Genomic DNA, 5,251 nt, shown 5'->3' with positions numbered 1-5,251 from the left:
CAGCCGGTGTTGGTGGGTATGCAGTTGGCGTTGACCGGGTTGTGGCGCTCCTACGGCGTAGAACCCGATGCGGTGATCGGTCATTCGATGGGTGAGGTGACCGCGGCGGTGGTGTCCGGTGCGTTGAGCCCGGCGGACGGCCTGAAAGTGATTGCGACGCGGTCGAAGTTGATGTCCCGCTTGTCGGGCCAGGGCGCGATGGCACTGGTCGAGCTGGACGCCGAGGAAGCCGAGAAGCTGGTCGGGCAGTACCCCGATGTCACGGTGGCGGTGTATGCCGCCCCGGAGCAGACGGTGATCGCAGGCCCGCCCGATCAGGTCGACGCCGCGATCGAGGCGGTCGACGCGCAAGGTCTGCTCGCCCGTCGCATCGAGGTGGATGTGGCCTCGCACCATCCGACGGTCGACCCGATCCTGGCTGAGCTCAAAGAAGCGCTCTCCGATTTGAAGCCGATGACGCCGCGGATTCCGTTGGTCAGCACGGCCGGTGAATCCGAGGCAGCGAAGTTCGACGCCGACTACTGGGTGGTGAACCTGCGTAATCCGGTGCGGTTCAGCCAGGCGGTCGCGAAAGCCGCGGAAAACCACACCACGTTCGTCGAAGTCAGCCCGCACCCCTTGCTCACCCACGGCATCGGCGAGACGCTGGCCGCGGTGTCGTCGCGCGATCGCTTCAACGTCACCGCGGCGATGAAGCGTGGCGACGACGAAACACTCTCTGTCCATGAGCAACTCGCCACACTCGGCGTAACGGCCCCCGATACCGACGGTCGGCGCCGCGTCGACATACCCGCGTCGCCGTGGCTGCACGCCAGCTACTGGGTCGAGAAGAAGCCGGCCGGACAACGGCTGACCAACGTCCACCCGCTGCTCGGTGCGCACGTCGAGATGCCTTCCGGTCATGAGCATGTGTGGCAGACCGACATCGATGTCGAGGCGCTGCCGTGGCTGGCCGATCACACGATTCAGGGCCGGGCGGTCGTCTCGGCGGCCGGCTTCGCCGAGATGGCGTTGGCCGCAGCCGGCCAGGCCCTCGGCGCATCCGTCGTCACGGCGCTGGAGATCGAACGGCCGCTGATCCTGGACGCCCAGACCCGCGTCACGACACAGCTTTCGCAAGGCTCGGACGTGAATCGCGTTGAAATCCAAGCCCGCTCGGCCGGCGGCAGCTGGTCCCGCTACGCGGTGGCCGATATCGACCTGGTCGGCGGGCCGGCCGGCAAGCAGGACGGTGAGGGCGCCGAGATCGTGCTGCCCGACGAGGTCGCCGATCACCCCGAGTACCGCATCCATCCGGTATTGCTCGACGCGGCGCTGCGGCAACTGGCCGCCGCCCTCCCCGCGAGGTCGGACGAGACGTCTTATCAGGCGGTTTCGGTGGAGACGATCCGGGTGTTCGGCCCGATCCGCGGCCGGGTACGTAGCCACACCGAACTGGTCGATCAGGGGCAGGACGGACACCGGGGCCGCATCGTTTTCACCGACGACACCGGGGTCACGATCGCGGAGCTGACCGGCATCGAGCTGAAGCCGGTGGACCTGGCCAGTGTGCCGCTGTCGCTGGAGCAGAAGATCTTCGACGCCGCATGGGTGCAGAACCCAGCGCCGCAAGGCGATGCGGTGGCAGCCGGTACCTGGGTGCTGCTGGCCGAATCTGATTCGGAGACAACGGCACTCGCAGCGGAGATCACGAACCGGTTCACGTCACCGACTCGGCGCGTGATCAGCGCGGCGTTGGCCGACCAGTCCGCAGTGACCGAAGCCTTCGCCAAGACCGGCGACGATTCGCAGTTCCCGCCGGTGGGCATCGTCGTGCTACTGGCGCAGCATCCGTTCGACGGTGCCGACACCGAGGCCGCGCTCAGCCGCGCGCAAGACTTGATCGTGCAGATCTCGGCCGCCGCTCACGCGGCCGTCGACGGCTGGAAGGGCAAGTCACCGCGGTTGTGGCTGGTCACCCGCGACGGGTTGTCGGTTCACGACAACGAGCCCGGCGACCCGGCGATCGGCGCGCTCAAAGGCCTCATCCGCAACTGGCGGTTCCCCGGCGAAGCGGCCCGTGTCCTGGCCGGCGAACCTGATCTCGGTGCCACCCTGCTCGACGTGGGCAGCGCCGGTGACCTCGTCGCCGCGCTGACGACTGAGTTGGCCGCATCGACCGGCGACGACATCGTCGCACTGCGCGAGGACGGCCGCTACGTCGAGCGACTGGTGCGGGCGACGCTGGACGGCGACCACCACGAAGCGGTGGTCCGCGCGGACGGCTCCTACATCATCACCGGCGGACTGGGTGGGCTGGGCACCGTCGTCACCCGCTGGCTGGTGCAGCGTGGTGCGGGCCGGATTGTGCTCAACGGCCGCAGTGAACCCTCCGAAGCGCAACGCAAGGCCCTGGACGCACTGGGCGACGGCACCGAAGTCGTCTTCGTGGCCGGCGACATCGCCACCCCCCGGGTGGCCGAGCAGTTGGTGGCAGCGGCCGAAGAGACCGGACGACCGCTGCGCGGACTCGTGCACGGCGCCGGTGTGACCGGCGACGGCCTGGTGACCGCGCTTACCCGGGAAGGGATGCAGCGAGTCTGGACGCCCAAGGTTGCCGGCGCGCTGCGACTGAACGCCGCGACCGCCGACAAGGACATGGACTGGTGGGTCGGCTTCTCGTCGATGGCCACCATGCTCGGACTGCCCGGCCAGCTGGCCTACGCGACCGGCAACGCCTGGCTCGACGCCCTGATGACGTGGCGACGCGCGTCCGGGCGGCCCGCCACCGCGATCAACTGGGGTCAGTGGTCCGCCGTCGGTATGAGCAGCAAGTTGACCTACAGCGTGCTCGACCCGATCACGCCCGACGAGGGCATCGAGGCGCTGCAGACCCTGGTCGGCGGCCCGCTCAACCGGGTGGGTGTCGGACGGCTGCGGCTCGACCGCGCGGTCGCGGCCACTCCGGAATTCCGCGACCTGGACTACTTCGAAAAGATCGCCTCCGAGTTCAACGCCACCGTCGCGAGCGTTGAGCACAAAGCGCCCGGTGACGACCCCGCGGTAGCCGCGGCTCCGGACTGGTCCACATTGTCGGCCGAGGAGCGGCTCACCGAACTGCAGACCCGGTTGCAGGCCATCTTGGGGCGCGAGCTGAGGATGTCGCCGTCGGCGATCAAGCTCGACGCGCCGTTCCCCGAGCTGGGCCTGGATTCGATGATGGCCATGACGGTCCTCAAGGAGACCAAGAAGTTGGTCGGACTGGACGTGTCGGCGAATATGTTGTTCAACCATCCGACCATCGCATCGCTGGCCACATATGTGGCCGGTCTGCTTGCGCCCGCGGACGCGCCGGAGGAAGAATCCGCCGGTTCGGCGACCGAACCGGAGCGCAGCGTGTTGGATGACTTGTTCGACAGCGTCGAATCGGCTTCGGCGAGCAGTGAAAGCGGTATTTTCTGATGGCGACCATTTACGACAGAGTTTCGGCGATGTCCGGCGAACAGCGGGACGCGATCACGCAGAAATTCGACAGTTCGTCCCGGGTCGTCTCCGCTGAGCCGATCGCGGTGGTGGGCATCGGGTGCCGTTTCCCCGGCGGCGCTGACGGCCCCGAGGGCTACTGGAACTTCCTGGCCAACGGCGGCGACGGGATCAGCGAGATCCCGGCGGACCGCTGGAACGCCGACGAGTTCTACGACGCAGATCAGTTCGCGCCCGGACGGATGTCGTCCAAGTGGGGCGGCTTCCTGTCCGACGTGGCCGGCTTCGACGCCGACTACTTCGGTATCTCGCCACGCGAAGCCGAGGCGATGGATCCCCAGCAGCGGTTGATGCTCGAGGTCGCCTACGAAGCGCTCGAGCATGCCGGGATTGCGACCGAGGATCTGTCCGGTGTACGTGCCGCCGTCCTGATGGGCGTCTATTACGGCGAATACCAAACGATTTCGGCAGCCAACCCGGATGCCATCGACGCCTACTCCGCGACCGGCAATGCGCACGCGGTGGCCGTCGGTCGCATCGCGTACCTGTTGGGGTTGCGCGGTCCGGCGGTTGCCATCGACTCCGCGTGCTCGTCGTCGTTGGTGACGATCCATCTGGCCTGCCAGAGCCTGCGGCTACGGGAAAGCGACCTGGCCCTGGCCGGCGGGGTCAGCCTGATCCTGCGCCCGGAAACCCAGATCGCAATGGCCAAGTGGGGAATGCTGTCCCCGAACGGCCGCTGCTACTCCTTCGACTCTCGCGCCGACGGATTCGTCCGCGGCGAGGGTTGCGGTGTCGTGGTACTCAAACGGCTGACCGACGCGGTGCGCGACGGGGACCGGGTGCTGGCCGTCGTGCGGGGCTCCGCCGTCAATCAGGACGGCCGGTCCAACGGACTGACCGCGCCCAACACCATTGCGCAACAAGACGTGATCAGGAGCGCACTGCGGAGCGGCGACGTGCCCGCCCGCTCGGTGAACTACATCGAGGCGCACGGCACCGGCACCGGGCTTGGTGACCCCATCGAATTCGAAGCACTGGCCGACCAGTACGGGAAGGGCGACGGCGACTGTGCCCTTGGCGCAGTGAAATCCAACTTCGGCCACTTGGAGGCCGCGGCCGGTATCGCCGGGTTCATCAAGGCCGCGCTGTCGGTGCAGCGGTCCCAGATCCCGCCGAATCTCAACTTCTCGCAATGGAATCCGGCGATCGACCACAAGTCCACCCGGCTGTTCGTCCCCACCGAGCTCCGTCCCTGGCCGGCGGAGGAAGGCCCGCGCCGAGCCGCCATCTCGTCGTTCGGCATCGGCGGGACGAACGCACACGTCGTGATCGAGCAAGGCCCGGACCCCGTGCCCGCCGCCGCAGCCGACCCGGCGTCACCAGTGACGACGCTGACGATCTCCGGGAAGACCGAGCAGCGGATCGCGGCATGGGCTGCGGCGCTGGCAGATTGGATGTCAGGTCAGGGCGCCGATGTGCCGTTGGCCGACATCGCGCACACCGTCAACCTGTACCGCAGCCGGCACAACAAGATCGCCACCGTTTCCGCGCGCGACCGCGCCGAGCTCGTCGCGGGACTGCGGGCGCTGGCCGCCGGCCAGCCGACACCCGGAGTTGTTGCTCCGCACGACGTACCGCGCGGCAAGGGCACGGTGTTCTTGTATTCGGGTCAGGGTTCGCAGTGGGCGGGGATGGGTCGGCAGTTGTTGGCCGATGAGCCGGCGTTTGCTGCGGCGGTGGCCGAGTTGGAGCCTGATTTTGTTGCGCAGGTGGGTTTTTCGCTGCG

The 5,251-nt window shown here is 67.8% G+C and carries 2 protein-coding genes; both read left to right on the top strand.

The annotated features are described in order from the left end of the window. Window positions 1–3,441, top strand: a 3,441-nt coding sequence (locus tag VN856_RS17230) for an SDR family NAD(P)-dependent oxidoreductase (RefSeq protein WP_325691134.1), incomplete at its 5' end; no start/stop codon positions are given. Further along, a partial coding sequence (locus tag VN856_RS17225; protein ID WP_325691133.1) for a type I polyketide synthase occupies window positions 3,441–5,251 on the top strand: 1,811 nt, incomplete at its 3' end. The genes VN856_RS17230 and VN856_RS17225, both read left to right, overlap by 1 nt.

The sequence above is a fragment of the Mycobacterium sp. genome, assembly GCF_035603715.1.
Taxonomy (GTDB): Bacteria; Actinomycetota; Actinomycetes; order Mycobacteriales; family Mycobacteriaceae; genus Mycobacterium.
This window is presented reverse-complemented; position numbering and strand designations above follow the sequence as displayed.